12 protein-coding genes are annotated in these 18,507 nt (G+C 38.5%); 4 read left to right on the top strand and 8 right to left on the bottom strand.

Going from position 1 to position 18,507, the window contains the following annotated elements:
- Nucleotides 1-64 precede the first annotated feature (64 nt).
- Together B0A80_RS08410 and B0A80_RS08405 are read right to left on the bottom strand one after the other, a co-directional pair.
- Complete coding sequence (locus B0A80_RS08410; RefSeq protein ID WP_089076996.1) at nucleotides 65-514, bottom strand: nuclear transport factor 2 family protein; 450 nt, start codon at nucleotides 512-514, stop codon at nucleotides 65-67.
- A 99-nt stretch (nucleotides 515-613) separates the two neighbouring features.
- A complete protein-coding gene (locus B0A80_RS08405) occupies nucleotides 614-1,009 on the bottom strand; it encodes an NIPSNAP family protein (protein WP_089076995.1) in 396 nt (131 codons plus the stop codon).
- A 256-nt stretch (nucleotides 1,010-1,265) separates the two neighbouring features.
- Between B0A80_RS08405 and dnaX the strand changes: the two genes are divergently transcribed.
- The gene (gene dnaX, locus B0A80_RS08400; protein WP_070908854.1) at nucleotides 1,266-2,351 is read left to right on the top strand and encodes a DNA polymerase III subunit gamma/tau; all 1,086 of its coding nucleotides are present in this window, start codon (nucleotides 1,266-1,268) and stop codon (nucleotides 2,349-2,351) included.
- 287 nt (nucleotides 2,352-2,638) lie between these two features.
- On the top strand, nucleotides 2,639-2,983 hold the full coding sequence (locus tag B0A80_RS08395; RefSeq protein WP_081603534.1) for a DNA polymerase III: 345 nt from the start codon (nucleotides 2,639-2,641) through the stop codon (nucleotides 2,981-2,983).
- A 4-nt stretch (nucleotides 2,984-2,987) separates the two neighbouring features.
- Here B0A80_RS08395 and B0A80_RS08390 read toward each other — a convergent pair whose 3' ends face one another.
- The 6 genes from B0A80_RS08390 to B0A80_RS08365 form a co-directional block, all read right to left on the bottom strand.
- A complete protein-coding gene (locus B0A80_RS08390; RefSeq protein WP_089076994.1) occupies nucleotides 2,988-3,569 on the bottom strand; it encodes an NAD(P)H-dependent oxidoreductase in 582 nt (193 codons plus the stop codon).
- 61 nt (nucleotides 3,570-3,630) lie between these two features.
- Nucleotides 3,631-4,191, bottom strand: a complete 561-nt coding sequence (locus B0A80_RS08385; protein ID WP_089076993.1) for a Crp/Fnr family transcriptional regulator — start codon at nucleotides 4,189-4,191, stop codon at nucleotides 3,631-3,633.
- A gap of 17 nt (nucleotides 4,192-4,208) precedes the next feature.
- On the bottom strand, nucleotides 4,209-4,790 hold the full coding sequence (locus tag B0A80_RS08380; RefSeq protein ID WP_070908857.1) for a TMEM175 family protein: 582 nt from the start codon (nucleotides 4,788-4,790) through the stop codon (nucleotides 4,209-4,211).
- 204 nt (nucleotides 4,791-4,994) lie between these two features.
- The gene (locus tag B0A80_RS08375; protein ID WP_026110010.1) at nucleotides 4,995-5,885 is read right to left on the bottom strand and encodes a Ppx/GppA phosphatase family protein; all 891 of its coding nucleotides are present in this window, start codon (nucleotides 5,883-5,885) and stop codon (nucleotides 4,995-4,997) included.
- A gap of 48 nt (nucleotides 5,886-5,933) precedes the next feature.
- Nucleotides 5,934-8,003: a polyphosphate kinase 1 gene (gene ppk1 / locus B0A80_RS08370; protein WP_017496679.1), complete on the bottom strand. Its 2,070-nt coding sequence runs from the start codon at nucleotides 8,001-8,003 to the stop codon at nucleotides 5,934-5,936.
- 5 nt (nucleotides 8,004-8,008) lie between these two features.
- A complete protein-coding gene (locus tag B0A80_RS08365) occupies nucleotides 8,009-8,494 on the bottom strand; it encodes a SixA phosphatase family protein (RefSeq protein WP_089076992.1) in 486 nt (161 codons plus the stop codon).
- Nucleotides 8,495-8,995: 501 nt separating this feature from the next.
- On the opposite strand from B0A80_RS08365, the gene B0A80_RS08360 reads away from it, so the two are divergent.
- Both B0A80_RS08360 and B0A80_RS08355 read left to right on the top strand, forming a co-directional pair.
- Nucleotides 8,996-17,434, top strand: coding sequence for a choice-of-anchor L domain-containing protein (locus B0A80_RS08360; protein ID WP_089076991.1), 8,439 nt, complete (start codon nucleotides 8,996-8,998; stop codon nucleotides 17,432-17,434).
- Nucleotides 17,435-17,587: 153 nt separating this feature from the next.
- Entirely contained in the window at nucleotides 17,588-18,505 is a 918-nt protein-coding gene (locus tag B0A80_RS08355) for a PorP/SprF family type IX secretion system membrane protein (RefSeq protein ID WP_026110108.1), read from the top strand.
- The last annotated feature ends 2 nt before the right edge of the window (nucleotides 18,506-18,507 follow it).

Raw genomic sequence — 18,507 nt, 5'->3', positions numbered from 1 at the left:
TTTTACTCTAAACAAAAAAATTGGTCTTCCGACTCAACATTAATCAAAAGAAACAATCACCTCCCTACTCATGCTGCGACACATCATTGTACTGCCAAAGCACATTTATGATTTTCCATTCTCCATTGGTTTTTACAACGTGCATGTAATCAATCCAGGCATCAGCAATCAATTTAACAGACGCTGTACGTGCTGAGACATCCAGTAATTTCACTTCCTTTCTTGGATTTTTTGGAAACTTATCTCCTTTTGCATTATAAGTCTCTGCCAGAATCACCATGTTCTCTGCAAAGTATTCTGAGAAATAATCTTTCTGAGCGGCTTTGCTTCTAAAGACAGATCGTTTTACCAATCTGGGATGCAAAGCGCTTTCCATCAATTTCGGATTTGGATTGTGTTGCGCCTCGATGTAAGCCAAAGCAACACGTTTAATATCAAGTGTATCCTGAGCGGTTTGTGCCTGAAGAGCAGACGAAAAAAATACAAATGCAATTACCAATAAATAGTTTTTCATAAAAATTAAGGAGTTAAAATGAGATTGCGGCTAAATTTACCAACGAGACGCACGTTTTGAATATCTTTAAGCAAAAGCAACTTAAAAAAAGCAGGACAATCATTTTGGGGAATAATCCGTCTTTGTCAAAATCCGGTCTTCAATATTCCCCACTACATCACCATATTTTGCTGTAAATTCTTTTTTAATCGCGATCCATTCCTGATCACTTTTAAAACCTTCCCAGGCTTTTTTCATAGTAGTTTCGTCCGGCCATTCCAGAAAATAAACAAACTCTGTTTTTTTGTCCGATTTGGATTCCCAGATGGAGATGATCTTAAAATTATACTTCTTCATGATACGCATGGCGTGATCGCGAAAACGTTCATGGAACTGATTTTTATTGGACTCAAAAATTTCATAAACACGAAGCTGATAAATAGGGTCCGTAGTTTTATTTTGTCCTTTTGCAGTAAAGGTTATCAATGCTATTAAAATCAAAAAATGTCGTTTCATAGTTTAAATTCCAATTAATTTCCAAAGTCAGATTCAAATCAAAACAGATTATTACGGTATTTTATCGTTCCTAAAATTAGTCCTTTTTCTTTACAAATAAACAATCCAATCTGAAGATCAAAACACTTCCTCTAAGTGACGCGAAAAAACACCGCCAATAAAACCTACAGTAACTCAAACACTTAAAAATCTTTGAATTTTTAAATTTTTAAATCACTAAATTATACCCTATATTTGCTAACGAATAAAATAGAATATGGAACAATTTGTAGTATCGGCACGTAAATATCGTCCACAAACATTTAAAGATGTAGTGGGACAGAAAGCCATTACCAACACTTTGTTGAATGCTATTGACAGTAATCACCTTGCTTCTGCTCTTTTATTCACCGGACCGCGTGGTGTTGGAAAAACAACCTGTGCACGTATCCTGGCACGAAAAATAAATCAGCCCGGATATGATGATCCAAATGAAGATTTTGCTTTTAACGTTTTTGAGTTAGATGCTGCTTCGAACAACTCTGTGGATGATATTCGTAATCTGATTGATCAGGTTCGAATCCCACCGCAAACCGGACAGTATAAAGTGTATATCATTGACGAGGTCCACATGTTATCTTCGGCCGCTTTTAATGCTTTTCTTAAAACATTGGAAGAACCGCCAAAACATGCTATTTTCATTCTTGCAACAACAGAGAAACATAAAATTATACCAACGATTTTATCTCGTTGTCAGATTTTTGATTTCAAAAGAATTACGGTAAAAGATGCTAAAGAACACTTAGCTGACGTTGCTGCAAGTCAGGGAATCAATTTTGAAGACGATGCCTTGCACATTATTGCTCAAAAGGCCGATGGCGCAATGCGTGATGCTTTATCAATTTTTGACCGTGTGGTTTCGTATTGCGGAACTAATTTAACACGTCAGGCGGTAACCGAAAACCTAAACGTTTTAGATTACGAAACGTACATTAGCATTACCGATTTACTTTTAGAAAATAAAATTCCGGATCTTTTATTGGCGTACAACGATATCCTTGCAAAAGGTTTCGACGGACATCATTTTATTGCCGGACTGGCTTCGCATTTCAGAGATTTACTGGTAAGTAAAACTCCTGCAACAATCGCTTTACTTGAAGTAGGCGAACAGGCGCAGCAAATGTATGGTGTTCAGGCGCAAAAATGTTCACAGGATTTTCTACTAAAAGGCATTGACATTGCTAACGACTGCGATTTAAAATACAAACTAAGTCAAAACCAACGTCTTTTAGTTGAACTGTGTTTGATGCAATTGGCCTCTATCAATTTTGATGGAGAAAAAAAAAAGTTGAGCAATTCATAATCCCCCCTACTTATTATAAAAATGGAGGATATTCTATAGTAGAAGTTAAAACTCCAAAAACAGAAACTGTTCAAACGCCTGAAACTGTAACTTCACAAAATGAAGGAACAACTTCAGCACCAAAAACAGAAGCTCCTGCAGCTCCTCAGCCTGAAACAAGTACAGAACCAAAGGTTTCTGCCTTTTCTTTATCCAGTATTCGCAAGAAAAAAGAACTGGAAGCCAACACTAAAACTGTTGTAAAAACAACTACTGTACTGCCTACGGAAGAATTTACAGAGACGGAAATGTTGCTGCAATGGAACAAATATGCTCAGCGTTTGGGTGATAAAGGTCATAAAATTATGCAGTCTTTATTGTTGATCAATGACCCTAAATTAAACGGAACAGTAATTACTTTTGAATTACCCAACGAAGGCTCTAAACTGGATTTTGAAGGTCAGATGTATGGCCTTTTAGGGCATTTAAAAGGACATTTACACAATCATGACATTACCATTGAGGCTCATGTTAATGAAACCATTCAAATTAAACGAAGTCTTAACGATCAGGACCGATACAATCGCTTCCTGGAAATCAATCCAAACATCGAACTTTTACGTTCAACATTTGGATTAGATTTACCTTCTTAACTTCCTATTTAGTAAGCAATCCCCAGTTGTATACTTTTTGAAGCCATTTTTTTCTTTGCACTTCATCGGCTGTTTTTATAATTCCGATGTAGCTTACTTTTACCGGCTTGATACCACAGAATTCGAGCGTAGCTTTTTTAAGCTGATTGACACTTGGTCTTCCGTAAAACAATCTGTAATACCAACCGGGTTGGTCTAAAGTGGTTATAATATGCGCCGTTTTTCCTTTTAATAATTTATCCCACCAAACCGAATTTTCCCGATATTGAAAAGCCATCCCCGGTAAAAACAAACGATCTATAAATCCTTTCATAATTGCCGGCAAACCACCCCACCAAACCGGATGAATCCACACTAAATGGTCTGCCTTCTTAATCTTCTCCCAAGACGCCAGAAGATCAGGTTCCAACTCGGTACGTTTTTGATAGCCAAATTGTAAATTCGGATTGAAATCCAGCTTTGCAATTGTAATTGTATCCACTGTGGCTTTCGAAGCGATTGCCCCTTTAAGATAAGATTCTGCAATCGCAAAATTAAAACTGGATGAGTTTGGATGGCCGTTGATGATAAGAATATTTTTCTCCATTTGTATATTTGTTTGAAACAAAAATAATAGGAAAACCTCTCTTGGGAACCGGACAAATGTCCTATAAAATTGCTTTACGAATTCGACTTAGATGCCTTGGAGTAACCCCCAGATAAGAGGCCAGATATTGAAGCGGAATCAGTTGAATGTAATTTTTATGATTTTGATAAAGTTCTTCATAACGCTGAGTCCCTGATAATTTTTGAAAAGAAATCATTCTTTTTTGCAACGCCACATACTCCATTTCTGCAATTTTACGGCCTACTTCCTGCCAATAAATACTGGATTGATATAGTTTCTCTATCCCATCTTTACTGATGACTTCAATTTCAGTATCGGTAAGTGCCTGAATATTTTCTTCGGCGACTTTTTGTGTAATAAAACTCGAAAAGGATCCCATAAATTCGTTTTCAAAAGCAAAACAATTGGTAATCTCATTGCCTTGGTGATTGAAAAAGAAGGATCTTAAAATTCCTTTTTTGATCAATACAATTTCACTGCAAACCTGATCTTCTCTCAATAAAAAATCACCTTTTTTAAGTTTTCGGACTGTAATTAAATCATCCAACTGATCTAATATTTCCTGCGGTAAATTCTTAATGGATTGAAAAACTGATTTCATTATAAACTCCAAATAGATTAATTTTTAGAGGCAAAAACTTTCTCTATTCTTTTGTCCGGAATAAGCCATATTAAAGCGACAATAAAATAAGCCGCTCCTGAAATCCATTCGTTATAAAATGAAAATACGATTCCAAAAATATACAAAACCGAAGAAGTATGTCCTTTTAAATCACGCCCTATCGCTTTTGCCAACGTGGAATTTACTCCTTCATTAAGAATTATAATACGTTGCAAAATAAAGTAAGCAATGGAACACAAAAGCAATACAGTTCCATACAAAGCCATAGATGCTTTGGCAAAGTTATGTTCGCCCATCCATCCGGTTGCAACAGGAATTAAGGAAAGCCAAAATAGCAAATGTAAGTTGGCCCAAAGAATTTTTCCATTAACCTTACCCAGACTATGAATTAAATAATGGTGATTGTTCCAGTAAATACCCACATAAATAAAACTCAGAACATAACTTAGAAATTTAGGAATCAATGGTTTTAAATCGGCAAATTCAGAACCTGCCGGTACTTTAATTTCTAAAATCATAATGGTTATAATGATAGCCAAAACACCATCACTAAAAGCCTCAAGTCTGGTTTTATTCATTTATTGTGTTTGTTGGTTGACATTTTTTTTTTGCCACAGATTAAAAAGATTTCCACAGATTCTTTAGTAGATTTTCTTTATTACGTTTTACTTAATATGTAATACTCTGAAAAAAATTTGCCTGAATTTTACTGATTTAAAATACTTTTCTATTCCTAATTAAAAAACAATTCGTTCTAATCCGTAAAATCAGTGGCAAAAAAATTAAATCTTACCGTAATACATCGCTTTTACAATTCCATCAGAAAGTCCGATTTTAGGAACGTAAATTTGGCGTGCACCACTCCATTTCATAGCATTCAGATAAATTCTGGTAGCGTGAATAATTACGTCGGCACGATCTGAGTTTAATCCCAATTCGGCGATTCTTTGCTCATAACTTAAGGAATTCAGAAAAGCATATTGTGAATTGATATAAATGTACGAAAGTGGTTTTTCCTGTTGTTTCCCGGACATTTTAAACAATTTATTGATGTTTCCTCCTGAACCAATCAGTGTTACTTCTTCATAATCGGCGGTATTGGTTTTGATCCATTTTTCGATTTCATCCCAAACCACATCATGTACCATATTATTTAGTAAACGAACGGTTCCGGCTTTAAAAGATCTGGAATTGATCATTTTCCCGTCAGAAAACAAAGTAAACTCGGTACTTCCGCCACCCACATCCACAAAAAGATAAGTTTCGTCTGTTTTTAGGAGATGGTGTAAATCGGTCGAAGCAATAATTGCGGCTTCTTTTTTACCGTCAATAACTTCTATTTTTATATCGGCTTTTTTCTTGATTAATGCCACAACTTCCTTTGCATTATAAGCCTCGCGCATTGCCGAAGTTGCAAACGCCATATAACGTTCTACTTTATGTACTTTCATCAAAAGGTTGAATGCTTTCATGGCATCCACCATTCGGTCTATATTTTCTGCTGAAATTTCTCCTACGGTAAAGGCATCTTGTCCCAAACGAATTGGCACACGAACAAGCGAACTTTTGTTAAATTGGGGTTCTTTTCCATCTTGTTCTACAACATTCGATATCAGAAGCCTCATGGCATTCGATCCAATATCTATCGCTGCAAATTTCCTTATATTAATCATGCTCACTTATGATTTTATTTTTTATTGTTTTTTAATTAATCGCTTACGCTACACCACTTCTTCCTGAACTGTTATTTTATTCTGATAGTACTTATACGTTTCGAACTGTGCTCTAAATGGGGCATGATGGTTTCTGGGCTTGTATTTATTATCGAGTTTATAGGAATGATATCTCACTTTGACATTCCCTTTCCACGCAATATTAAAATTATCTATTAGTTCTTTCTTTATTTGAAGATCATAAATTGGGCAGGTAACTTCGACTCTTCCGTCAAGATTTCTAGTCATAAAATCGGCTGATGAAATGTATACTTCGGTCAACCCGGCATTTCCAAAAATATAAACCCTTGAATGTTCCAGATAGTTATCAACGATACTTATCGCTTCAATATTTTCACTCATTCCCGGAATTCCCGGAATTAGCGAACAAATCCCTCTTACCTGAAGTTGAATTTTAACTCCTGCATTACTGGCCTCATACAATTTATCGATCATTTTAAAATCGGACAAACTGTTCATTTTTAATTTAATATGTGTTTTTCTGCCGGCAAGCGCATGCAGAATTTCACGATCGATTAATTTGATGAATTTTGTTCGGGTATAATGTGGTGATACTATTAAATGTTTGTATCGGTGTACTCGGTAATTGATATCAAAGAACTCGAATATTTTAGAAATGTCTTTCAAGATCTGCTGATGACAGGTAAACAAGGTTACATCGGTGTAAATTTTAGCCGTCGATTCGTTAAAATTTCCGGTTGAAATAAACCCGTAACGACGTGTTTTTCCTTCTTCTACTCTTTCGATCACACAAATTTTACTGTGTACTTTTAGACCTTTTATTCCAAAAATCAAATCAATTCCTTCTGTTTGCATTTGCTCGGCATAGGAAATATTCGATGCCTCATCAAATCGCGCCTGAAGTTCGATCTGAACCGTTACTTTTTTACCATTTTTCGCAGCATTAATCAAAGAACTGATAATCTGTGAGTTTTTTGCCAAACGGTATAAAGTGATTTTTATACTGGTAACTTTTGGATCCAGGGCAGCTTCACGCAAAAATTTCGTCAGATAAGAAAATGACTGGTATGGGGCATGCAGAAGATAATCTTTTTTACTGATCTTTTCTAAAATACTTCCCTCCAGACTCAAGCCCGGAATTGGCAAAGGTTCGTTTGGTTTGTACAGTAAATCGTATCGGCCTAAATTAGGAAAACTCATATAATCACGTCTGTTGTGATAACGCCCTCCCGGAATTATACTATCGGTTTCAACGATTTTCATTTTATCCAAAAAGAAACGCAATGTATCTTCTTCAATCAAATTATCATAAATAAAACGAACGGGCTCTCCTATTCTTCTGTCTTTTACAGATGATGCAATTTTTTCGAGCATACTTTTACTCAAATCGCTGTCGATATCCAACTGGGCATCACGCGTAATTTTGATCATATGTGCCGAAACACTTTTGTAATCAAAAATATTGAATATGTTTTTCAGATTGTAACGGATCACATCATCAATCAGTATCACATATTGTTTATCATCTTCTGACGGCAGCACTACAAACCTGTTTATCGTTTTAGGAATTTCGATAACAGCATAGCGAACTTCGTCATTGGTATTCATTTCCAGGCGAACTGCCAAATATCCCAAGGTATCTTTAAGAACAGGAAATTCTGCCAGATCATTTAAGATGATGGTTACCAATTCAGGGCTTAACTTCTGAACAAAAAAGTCTTTCAGATAGCTCTCCTGATCTCTTGTAATTTGATCTTCATTGATAATAAAGATATTTTCGGCTTCCAATTCTGCTTCGATATTTCCCAAAATACGCAAACTTTCAGATTGCTGCTGAATAACAATTTCGGTAATATCTTTAATTAACTGGTGCGCTGAAACTCCTCCTAAATATTTTTCACCGGAAATCCCTGAAAGGCTTAATCTTCGAATTGCAGCATAACGAACTCTAAAAAATTCATCTAAATTGTTTGAAAAAATTCCAACAAAACGCAACCTGTCTAAAAGTGGAACTGAACTATCTCCGGCTTCCTGAAGTACTCTTGCATTAAACGCTAACCAACTTTTTTCTCTATCGATATATTTCTGTTCGTACACTTTATCTATTTTAAATCTTTGGGGAAAATTGTTTTATGAGTTTTACCTTTATGAATGCTGCCCCAGCTTTCGGCATCAAACTGTAGTGATACAAAGCCTGACGTAGGTACATTTTCGATAAAAACATCCCCAAATTTATTAACAAAATTTGTAATAGCCTCGTTATGTCCAAAAAGAATAACGCTTTCAAAACTATTATCACATGATTTGATAACTTTTTCGAGTTGTCTGTCATCAAAGGTATAAAGATCGTCTTTAAAAATGATACTTTCCAGAGGATAAGAAATATTCTGTGCAAAAATAAGCGCTGTTTCCAGGGCCCTTGCAGCAGTACTACTCCACATTATATAAGTTTTAGGAAGAAACTCTAAAATTGTAGACGATACATCGTGTGCATCTAAAATGCCTTTTTTCATTAAAGGTCTGTCGAAATCTTTTAACGGAGCTTCCCAACTTGATTTTGCATGGCGTATTAAAATTAAGTTTTTCATAAGCAAAAGGTTTACAAACTTCTTAAGTGAAGATGATTTTTTTATTGAACTTCTAATTTACAAAAGAAATTCTAAACCTTTCCATTTTTTTATTTCTGTTAACATTTAAACAAAATTTTAACAGCGAACACCTAAGTCTAAAATCTCAAAAATCAAAAAAAGCAGAATCACTCTTTTTAGAAAAAAGTGCTCTTCATCTATTAAATCAAGCACTTAGTCGATAGTACTACTATTCTCAAAAAACAAGCTAAATAATTGAATATTAAATATTTAAACCTTTTATAAAATTCGGTTTTTAATGGAAAATATAAAATTTATACTCTTTTTTATTTGTCAAAAATGTCTAAAAAAAGTGTTTTTTAACGCTTGATTTAACAAAAAAAATACACTTCAACGAGTTTTTAGGTTAGTTACGGAGAAAAAAAATCAAAATTAATTACACCTTATAACTTTGGTTCTGTTAAAATATCACAAGTACTTCAAAAAACAAAATCCTAAAATATGAAAACTAAAACTACTCTACAAGAAGTGGGAAATTTCATTAAATGTGGTACCTATTTTTTCCCGTTTCACAAAAATGTTCAACAAGATGCCTTTTCCAAAATTAGTTTAAAATCATTTTTAATTTTAATTTTAGGATTAGCCATGTACTCTTCGGCAGTTGTTGCTCAGGAAATTCCTGTTAGATATGGAAATACTCTTCCCTATAGCAAGGCAACCTCAAAGACAGCGAAAACAACAGCTTCTACAGAGGCCGTTAGTGCATTGGCAGCTGTTGCCGGCTCTATTGATGTCGCCAATCCCTCAACAGGTTATAATGCTTATAATGCGGATCAGCTTGTTCGTAATATATTAACATCCGGCTGTTTGACCATCAGTAATGTTCGCTTCGGTTATTACAGAAATAACAATAACAACTGGACCTGGGTCAACCACACCTGGTCTGCCACTGCCGGAGACCGCCAATTGGGTTATTTCAGTAAGGGAACCTCAACCTTTCCTATCGACGAAGGGCTTCTTTTATCGACAGGTAAAATTAGCTCTGCCATGGGGCCGAATACGTACACCAACAAATCAGACGAGATGGTAAATGAAGCAAATGATCAGGATTTGAGTGCCATCTCTGGTAGAACGATGCGTGATGCTTCTATATTAGAATTCAATTTTATTCCGGATGGAAATCTTGTAGAATTCAAATTCGTTTTTGCATCGGAAGAATATCTGGAATATGTAAACACACAATTTAACGATGCTTTCGGATTCTTTTTAAGTGGTCCTGGAATTACCGGAACCTATACCAACAACGCGATCAATCTTGCGCAATTGCCAAACGGTGATGCCGTAACCATAAACAACATACACTCAGCCGGAACCAATGTAAACAATGTGGCATTCCCGGCAGTAAACGACTCGTACTATGTAAACAACCCTCCTGCTTCTACAACCATGGAATATGACGGCTCAACAGTTGTTCTTACTGCTACTTATGCTGTTACACCTGGACAAAATTATAAAATAAAAATGGCTATTGCCGATGCCTCAGATCAAAAATGGGATGCCGGTGTATTTTTAAAAGCAAAAAGTTTTGCTACAAACACTTTGGTTATCACTAATCCTGCGCCTGTATGTGTAAATGGAACTGCAAACCTTACTTTACCAGCCGTTACCGCAGGAAGTACTTCGGGGCTAACTTACACCTATTGGCAAGATGCCGCTGCCACTATTCCGTACAATACGCCAACTGCAGCGCCGGTAGGAACTTATTACATTAAAGGTCAAAACACACAATCCGGTTGTTCCGATACAAAACCAGTTGTTGTAAGTCAAACTAACATTGTGATAACCGAAACTGTCGCTTCTCATGTTGACGTAAAATGCAAAGGAGGAACAACAGGTTCTGCAACGGTAACTGCTTCGGGAGGAACTGCGCCTTATACCTACTCCTGGAATACAACTCCGGTACAAACCTCAGCAACGGCTTCTAACTTAGCTGCCGGAACTTACACTGTAACCGCTACTGATTCCAAAGGATGTACTGGTACCAAACAAATCATTATTACGGAGCCGACTGCTGTCTTAACCGCTACCACATCACAAACTAATGTGGCTTGTAATGCAGGAACAACAGGTTCTGCGACGGTAACTCCTGCCGGAGGAACTGCACCTTATACCTATTCCTGGAACACAACTCCGGTACAAACCTCAGCAACGGCTTCTAATTTAGCTGCCGGAACTTATACCGTAACCATTAAAGACGCCAATCTTTGCACGATTACTAAAACTTTCACGATCACAGAACCAACGGCTATAACGGCTACTACTTCGCAAACCAACGTACTTTGTAAATCAGGCACAACTGGTTCTGCAACGGTAACGCCTACTGGAGGAACCGGAGCCTATACCTACTCTTGGTCACCATCCGGAGGATCTGCCGCAACCGCTTCTAACTTAGCTGCCGGAACGTATACTGTGACCATTAAAGATGCAAATCTTTGTACCATCACTAAAACTTTTACCATCACTGAACCTGCAGCTGCTTTAACAGCAACTACTTCTCAGACCAACGTACTTTGTAAATCAGATGCAACGGGATCTGCAACAGTTACACCTGCAGGAGGAACCGGAGCCTATACTTATTCCTGGTCACCATCGGGAGGATCTGCGGCAACGGCTTCTAACTTAGCTGCCGGAACGTATACTGTGACGATTAAAGATGCTAATCTTTGTACGATTACTAAAACTTTTACTATCACAGAACCTACAGCTGCATTAACTGCAACTACTTCGCAAACTAACGTACTTTGTAAATCAGATACAACGGGATCTGCTACGGTAACCGTTTCGGGAGGAACAGGAGCTTATACTTATTCATGGGCGCCATCTGGGGGATCAGCCGCTACGGCTTCTAACTTAGCAGCAGGAACTTATACTGTCACCATAAAAGACGCCAATCTTTGTACCATCACTAAAACTTTTACTATCACCGAGCCTGCAGCCGCTCTAACTGCTACTACTTCGCAAACCAACGTGCTTTGTAAATCAGATGCAACGGGGTCTGCAACTGTAACAGTTTCAGGAGGAACAGGAGCCTATACTTATTCATGGGCACCATCTGGAGGATCTGCAGCAACGGCTTCAAACTTAGCAGCAGGAACGTATACTGTGACCATTAAAGATGCTAATCTGTGTACCATCACTAAAACTTTTACCATCACTGAACCAGCAGCTGCTTTAACAGCTACTACTTCGCAAACCAACGTACTTTGTAAATCAGATGCAACAGGGTCTGCAACAGTGACACCTACAGGAGGAACAGGAGCCTATACGTATTCCTGGGCACCATCTGGGGGATCTGCTGCAACCGCTTCTAACTTAGCAGCGGGAACTTATACCGTGACAATTAAAGACGCCAATCTTTGTACCATCACTAAAACGTTTACCATCACTGAACCTGCAGCTGCATTAACTGCTACCACTTCGCAAACCAATGCGTCTTGTAATTCAGGAGCAACAGGGTCTGCAACGGTAACAGTTTCGGGAGGAACCGGAGCATACACTTATTCCTGGGCACCATCTGGAGGATCTGCAGCAACGGCTTCTAACTTAGCTGCCGGAACGTATACCGTGACCATAAAAGATGTAAATCTGTGTACGATTACTAAAACTTTTACCATCACAGAGCCAAGCACAATAACTGCAACTACTTCGCAAACTAACGTACTTTGTAAATCAGATACAACGGGGTCTGCAACAGTTACACCTACCGGAGGAACCGGAGCCTATACGTATTCCTGGTCACCATCTGGAGGATCAGCAGCAACGGCTTCAAACTTAGCTGCCGGAACGTATACCGTGACCATTAAAGATGCTAATCTTTGTAGTATAACTAAAACTTTTACCATAACAGAACCTGCAGCCGCTCTAACAGCTACCACTTCGCAAACCAACGTACTTTGTAAATCAGATACAACGGGATCTGCAACGGTAACAGTTTCAGGAGGAACAGGAGCCTATACTTATTCCTGGGCACCATCTGGAGGGTCTGCCGCAACGGCTTCTAACTTAGCAGCCGGAACGTATACTGTGACCATTAAAGATGCCAATCTTTGTACCATCACTAAAACTTTTACCATCACTGAACCTGCAGCTGCATTGACTGCTACCACTTCGCAAACCAACGTACTTTGTAAATCAGATGCAACGGGATCTGCAACAGTAACACCTACAGGAGGAACCGGAGCCTATACTTATTCCTGGGCACCATCTGGGGGATCTGCCGCAACCGCTTCTAACTTAGCTGCCGGAACGTATACCGTGACCATAAAAGATGCTAATCTGTGTACAATTACTAAAACAGTAACCATTACCGAACCTGCAGCTGCTTTAACTGCCACTACTTCACAAACCAATGCGTCTTGTAATTCAGGAGCAACAGGATCTGCAACGGTAACAGTTTCGGGAGGAACCGGAGCCTACACTTATTCCTGGGCACCATCTGGAGGGTCTGCAGCAACAGCTTCTAACTTAGCAGCCGGAACTTATACTGTGACCATAAAAGATGCTAATCTGTGTACGATTACTAAAACTTTTACGATCACAGAGCCAAGCACTATAACTGCTACTACTTCGCAAACCAACGTACTTTGTAAATCAGATGCAACGGGGTCTGCAACAGTTACACCTACAGGAGGAACGGGAGCCTATACGTATTCCTGGTCACCATCTGGAGGATCAGCAGCAACGGCTTCTAACTTAACAGCCGGAACGTATACTGTGACCATAAAAGATGCTAATCTTTGTTCCATCACTAAAACCGTAACCATTACCGAACCAGCTGCAGCTCTAACTGCTACTACCTCACAAACCAATGTAGCTTGTAATGCAGGAACAACAGGTTCTGCAACGGTAACAGTTTCAGGAGGAACCGGAGCCTACACTTACTCTTGGGCACCATCTGGAGGATCTTCAGCAACAGCTTCTAATTTAGCTGCCGGAACATACACCGTGACCATAAAAGATGCTAATCTTTGTACGATTACTAAAACTTTTACCATCACAGAACCAACCGCTATAACTGCAACCACCTCACAAACCAATATACTTTGTAAATCAAATACAACAGGTTCTGCAACAGTAACACCTACAGGAGGAACCGGAGCTTATACCTATTCCTGGTCACCATCAGGGGGATCTGCAGCAACCGCTTCTAATTTAGCAGCCGGAACTTACACTGTGACGATTAAAGATGCTAATCTTTGTACGATTACTAAAACTGTAACCATCACCGAACCTGCAGCTGCATTGACTGCTACAACTTCACAAACGAATGTGTCTTGTAATGCCGGAACAAATGGTTCTGCAACGGTAACAGTTTCAGGAGGAACCGGAGCCTATACTTACTCCTGGGCTCCATCTGGAGGATCTGCAGCAACGGCTTCTAATTTAGCCGCCGGAACATACACCGTGACCATAAAAGATGCAAATCTTTGTTCCATCACTAAAACTTTTACGATCACTGAACCAACAGTTCTAACCGCTACTACTTCACAAATGAATGTAGGTTGTGGAGGTGATAATACGGGATCAGCTACTGTAAATGTTTCCGGTGGAACTCCAGGATATACTTATCTATGGTCTCCATCTGGTGGAACAGCAGCTACAGCAAGTGCTCTTACTGCCGGAACTTATACTGTAACGGTTACAGATGCAAACTCTTGTACTATATCTAAATCAGTTACTATTATCGACGGCGATTCTATTAAACCAGTAATTGACCCTCTGCCACAAACTTCTACTATTAATTGTCCTGCGACACCAGTATTTGCTACTGCCACCGCAACAGATAATAATGGAGTGATTTCATCCTTAACTTACAAAGATGTTATTACACCTGGTGGATGTGCGGGTTCCTATACACAAACCAGAACCTGGACTGCTGTTGATGCCTGTGGAAATATCTCTCTTCCCGTTAGTCAGGTGATCATTGTACAAGATATTTCTGCTCCTACCTGGTCTACTGCAGCTGCTTCTTTAAACAAAACAATAGAATGTAGCGACACAGCAGCTTTAACTGCCGCACAGGCTTTATTCCCAACAGCTACAGACGCTTGTGATACTAATGTTTCGAATATTGTAAAAGTAAGCGGTGCTTTTGTGGCCTCTCAAGGTTGCGCTAATGCCGGAACGTATACCAATACCTGGACCGTGAAAGACGATTGTGGAAATACCTCTGATACTTTTACTCAGGTGATTACTATTCAGGATACTTCTAAACCAACATGGTCTACTGCAGCTGCTTCTTTAAACAAAACAATAGAATGTAGCGATACTGCAGCTTTAACTGCCGCACAGGCTTTATTCCCAACAGCTACAGATGCTTGCGACACTAATGTCTCAAACATCGTAAAAGTAAGCGGCGCTTTTGTGGCCTCTCAAGGTTGCGCTAATGCCGGAACGTATACCAATACCTGGACTGTGAAAGACGATTGTGGAAATACTTCTGATACTTTCACTCAGGTGATTACTATTCAGGATACTTCAAAACCAACATGGTCTACACAAACTGCTTCTTTAAACAAAACGATAGAATGTAGTGACACAGCAGCTTTAACTGCCGCACAGGCTTTATTCCCAACAGCTACAGATGCTTGCGACACTAATGTCTCAAACATCGTAAAAGTAAGCGGCGCTTTTGTGGCCTCTCAAGGTTGCGCTAATGCCGGAACGTATACCAATACCTGGACTGTGAAAGACGATTGTGGAAATACTTCTGATATTTTCACTCAGGTGATTACTATTCAGGATACTTCAAAACCAACATGGTCTACTGCAGCTGCTTCTTTAAACAAAACGATAGAATGTAGCGATACAGCAGCTTTAACTGCCGCACAGGCTTTATTCCCAACAGCTACAGATGCTTGCGACACTAATGTTTCAAACATCGTAAAAGTAAGCGGTGCTTTTGTGGCCTCTCAAGGTTGTGCTAATGCAGGAACGTATACCAATACCTGGACCGTGAAAGACGATTGTGGAAATACTTCTGATACTTTCACTCAGGTGATTACTATTCAGGATACTTCAAAACCAACATGGTCTACTGTAGCTGCTTCTTTAAACAAAACGATAGAATGTAGCGATACAGCAGCTTTAACTGCCGCACAGGCTTTATTCCCAACGGCTACAGATGCTTGCGACACTAATGTTTCAAACATCGTAAAAGTAAGCGGTGCTTTTGTGGCCTCTCAAGGTTGTGCTAATGCAGGAACGTATACCAATACCTGGACCGTGAAAGACGATTGTGGAAATACTTCTGATACTTTTACTCAGGTAATTACTATTCAGGATACTTCAAAACCAACATGGTCTACACAAACTGCTTCTTTAAACAAAACAGTAGAATGTAGCGATACTGCAGCTTTAACTGCCGCACAAGCTTTATTCCCAACCGCTACAGACGCATGTGATACTAATGTTTCGAATATTGTAAAAGTAAGCGGTGCTTTTCTAGCTTCTGAAGGTTGTTCTAATGCCGGAACGTATACCAATACCTGGACTGTGAAAGACGATTGTGGAAATACCTCAGATACCTTCACTCAGGTGATTACTATTCAGGATACTACAAAACCAACCTTTACCGGAACACTACCTGCCGATATTACTGTTTCTTGTGATGCAGTACCTCAACCGGCAAATATGGAAGCTTCCGATAATTGTAGTGGTAACTTACCAATTGTTTTCAGCGAAACAAAAAGTAGTACTGAAAATCAATGTAGTACAAATTATACTTTAACCCGTAAATGGACCACCAGTGATTGTAGTGGAAATACAATTTCTTACACTCAGATCATAACCGTTAGAGATACTACTCCACCTACAGGAACAGCTCCGGTAAATGTAGCAAATCTGCAAACTATTGCTGATATCCCAGTTGGAAATCCGAGCGACATAACCAATGCTGTGGATAATTGCAGCAGTACGGTAAACATTACTGTAAGTGACGCCAATAATGGAGGAAGCGGTTGTGATGGAAGTCCTTACATCCTAACAAGAACTTATACTTTAACAGATTGTGCCGGTAATAAAACACTACTGACTCAAACCTTTACTGTAGAAAACAAAGTTTCTGTATCCGGAGTTGCTACAAATGTGAACTGTTCGAACGGAAGAACTGGTTCAATCCAGGTAACTAGTAGCCCAGGTTCGACCGTTATCATTAAAAATGAAAAAAATGAAACTGTTGGAAATACCAATTTACCGGCCGGTACATACACTCTTACAGCAACATCTTCTGTAAACAAAGGAAATCAAGCCTGTACTGCAACTGCCACTGTTACAATCACAGCAACTCCTAACGAAACAACGACTGTTAGTAGTACAGCCTGTAACGATGATTCAACCATTATTAACTTGCTATCATTGTTACCTGAAAACACTCCTACTAACGGAATCTGGGTAGATAACAGTAATACCAACAGCATACAAGGAAACAATTTTAATCCTTTAGGTCTGGCAATAGGTAATTATACATTCGAATACAAAATACCTGATGCCAGCTGTCCAAGAAGTATTGTACTGAATATGGCAATAAATGATGATTGTAAAGTACTTGCCTGTGGAAGTATAGTAGTTCACAATGCTTTCTCTCCAAATGGTGACGGAATCAACGATGTCTTCACTATAGACAGTATTGGCGATACCACTTGTTATCCTGAGAATGATGTAGAAATCTATAACCGTTGGGGGGTATTAGTATTTGAAACACACAATTACAACAATCAAACCAATGCCTTCGACGGAATTTCAAGAGGCCGAACCACAGTGAAACAATCTGACGGACTACCAACGGGAACTTATTTCTACATTATTAACTACAAATCACTGGACGGAAATAATGTATTACAGAATAATAAAAAAGACGGATATCTTTATTTATCGAAATAAAAAAAGACCATATCTCATTGCATAGCAAGCACATAAAGCAACAATTTACAATTAATTAATAAAAAAATCCTTATTTTTGAATATACAAATGCATAGACTTTTTTACAATTTAAATTGAAAAAAGTAGTACTAATGAAAATAATAAATACCACTATGAGAACAAAATTATTTTTCTTCGTCATTATGTTTGTAACAATTGCGAGCTATGCACAGCAAGATGCACAATTTACGCAATACATGTACAATACCATAAACATTAATCCGGCTTATGCAGGATCGCGAGGAGCTTTAAGTGTTTTTGGATTATACCGCACCCAATGGGTTGGACTCGACGGGGCTCCTGAAACCAGCGCTTTCTCAATCAATAGCCCAATAAATAATAGTAATTTAGGAATCGGAGCCTCTTTAGTAAATGATAAAATTGGCCCAACTAACGAAAACAACTTTTCTGTTGACCTTTCCTATACTGTTCAAACCTCAGCCGATTTTAAACTTTCGTTTGGTATCAAAGGAACAGCCAACCTGTTCAATTTGGATGTCAGCAAATTAAATCCGGAGAGTCAGGGAGATCCACAGTTTCAGGATTTAAACAATAAGTTTTCGCCGAATGTGGGAGCCGGAGTCTATTGGCATTCTGATAAAGCATACATTGGGTTATCAGTACCTAATTTTATCGAAACCAATCGGTACGATGATAATGATTACGCCATTTACAAAGATAAAATCAATTATTATTTAATAGCCGGATATGTGTTTGATCTTGATAGACTTCAATACATCAAATTCAAACCCGCTTTACTGACCAAAATGGTCGAAGGAGCACCACTTCAGGTAGATGTTTCTGCCAACTTTATGTTCATGGATAAACTTGTGGTGGGAGTTGCCTACCGATGGAGCGCTTCACTTAGTGCTATGGTAGGATTCCAGATTACTGACGGCCTCTATCTTGGTTATGGTTACGATCGCGAAACCACACGTTTAAACAACTATAATTCAGGATCACATGAGATATTCCTGCGTTACGAATTCTTCAAAAACAATGGTAAAATGACAACGCCACGTTTCTTCTAAAA

It is taken from the genome of Flavobacterium tructae (genome assembly GCF_002217475.1).
GTDB classification, from domain to species: domain Bacteria; phylum Bacteroidota; class Bacteroidia; order Flavobacteriales; family Flavobacteriaceae; genus Flavobacterium; species Flavobacterium tructae.
The sequence above is the reverse complement of the archived record's forward strand: the minus strand, read 5'-3'. Positions and strand labels throughout refer to the sequence as shown.